The organism is Asticcacaulis currens (assembly GCF_028550395.1).
Taxonomy (GTDB): Bacteria; Pseudomonadota; Alphaproteobacteria; order Caulobacterales; family Caulobacteraceae; genus Asticcacaulis; species Asticcacaulis currens.
On sequence record NZ_JAQQKW010000020.1, the window covers coordinates 1 to 2154 of the forward strand.

General features: G+C 53.4%; 1 rRNA gene. It reads left to right on the top strand.

Features of this window, described 5'->3' with window-relative positions:
- Positions 1-2104: ribosomal RNA gene (locus PQU94_RS17960) — 23S ribosomal RNA — on the top strand; the annotation flags it as partial.
- Positions 2105-2154 lie beyond the last annotated feature (50 nt).

Sequence of the window (2154 nt, forward strand, 5' to 3'; positions counted from 1 at the left end):
AGAGCGTTAAGTTCGTCGCATGACGACCCGAAACCAGGTGATCTATCCATGAGCAGGATGAAGGTAGGGTAACACCTACTGGAGGTCCGAACCGGTGTCTGTTGAAAAAGACTCGGATGACTTGTGGATAGGGGTGAAAGGCCAATCAAACCTGGACATAGCTGGTTCTCCGCGAAATCTATTTAGGTAGAGCGTCGGATGTATTCCTTGGGGGGTAGAGCACTGGATGGATGCGGGCGGCGCGAGCTGTACCAATTCTAACCAAACTCCGAATACCCAAGAGAACTGTCCGGCAGACACACGGCGGGTGCTAACGTCCGTCGTGAAAAGGGAAACAACCCTAACCATCATCTAAGGCCCCCAAGTTATGGCTAAGTGGGAAACGATGTGGGATTGCATTGACAATCAGGAGGTTGGCTTAGAAGCAGCCATCCTTTAAAGAAAGCGTAACAGCTCACTGATCAAGCGATCCTGCGCGGAAAATGTAACGGGGCTCAAGCCATACGCCGAAGATATGGGTTCACGTAAGTGAGCGGTAGCGGAGCGTTCCGTAAGCCTGAGAAGGTCAATCGTGAGGTTGGCTGGAGGTATCGGAAGTGAGAATGCTGACATGAGTAGCGATAAAGAGTGTGAGAGACACTCTCGCCGAAAGACCAAGGGTTCCTGCGTAAAGCTAATCTGCGCAGGGTTAGCCAGCCCCTAAGGCGAGGCCGAAAGGCGTAGTCGATGGGAATCCGGTGAATATTCCGGAGCCAGTATGAAGTGACGGATGGTGTAAGTTGTACGTGCTTATTGGATTGTACGTGCAGCGAAGCTGTCCCTGGAAATAACTCATACATAGACTGTACCCGAAACCGACACAGGTGGTCAGGTAGAGCATACCAAGGCGCTTGAGAGAACTATGCTGAAGGAACTCGGCAAATTACACGCGTAACTTCGGGATAAGCGTGACTCACCTTGCGCAAGCAGGACTGAGTGGCACAAGCCAGGGGGTAGCGACTGTTTATCAAAAACACAGGGCTCTGCGAAGCTGTAAAGCGACGTATAGGGTCTGACGCCTGCCCGGTGCCGGAAGGTTAAAAGGAGGGGTGCAAGCTCCGAATTGAAGCCCCGGTAAACGGCGGCCGTAACTATAACGGTCCTAAGGTAGCGAAATTCCTTGTCGGGTAAGTTCCGACCTGCACGAATGGCGTAACGACTTCCCCACTGTCTCCAGCATAGGCTCAGCGAAATTGAATTCCCCGTGAAGATGCGGGGTTCCCGCGGTCAGACGGAAAGACCCTATGAACCTTTACTATAGCTTCGCCTTGGCGTTAGCAGCAACATGTGTAGGATAGGTGGGAGGCTATGAAGCAGGGGCGCCAGTCTCTGTGGAGCCATCCTTGAAATACCACCCTTATTGCTGTTGGCGTCTAACCGCGGCCCGTCTATCCGGGTCCGGGACATGGCGTGGTGGGTAGTTTGACTGGGGCGGTCGCCTCCCAAAGTGTAACGGAGGCGCGCGATGGTGGGCTCAGAACGGTCGGAAATCGTTCGCTGAGTGCAATGGCATAAGCCCGCCTGACTGCGAGACTGACAAGTCGAGCAGAGACGAAAGTCGGCCATAGTGATCCGGTGGTCCTGCGTGGAAGGGCCATCGCTCAACGGATAAAAGGTACTCTAGGGATAACAGGCTGATTTTGCCCAAGAGTCCATATCGACGGCAAAGTTTGGCACCTCGATGTCGGCTCATCACATCCTGGGGCTGGAGCAGGTCCCAAGGGTATGGCTGTTCGCCATTTAAAGTGGTACGTGAGCTGGGTTCAGAACGTCGTGAGACAGTTTGGTCCCTATCTGCCGTGGGTGTTCGAGACTTGAGAGGATCTGTCCCTAGTACGAGAGGACCGGGATGGACATACCTCTGGTGGACCTGTCGTGGCGCCAGCCGCGCAGCAGGGTAGCTAAGTATGGAATAGATAACCGCTGAAAGCATCTAAGCGGGAAACTAACCTCAAAACAAGGTCTCGCTGAGGATCGTGGTAGACGACCACGTTGATAGGCTGGGTGTGGAAGCTCCGTGAGGAGTGAAGCTAACCAGTACTAATAATCCGATCGGCTTGATCGTTCCCTCAAATAAACGCACCCTACAGTGCTCGTTCTTCATACAATGTCTTC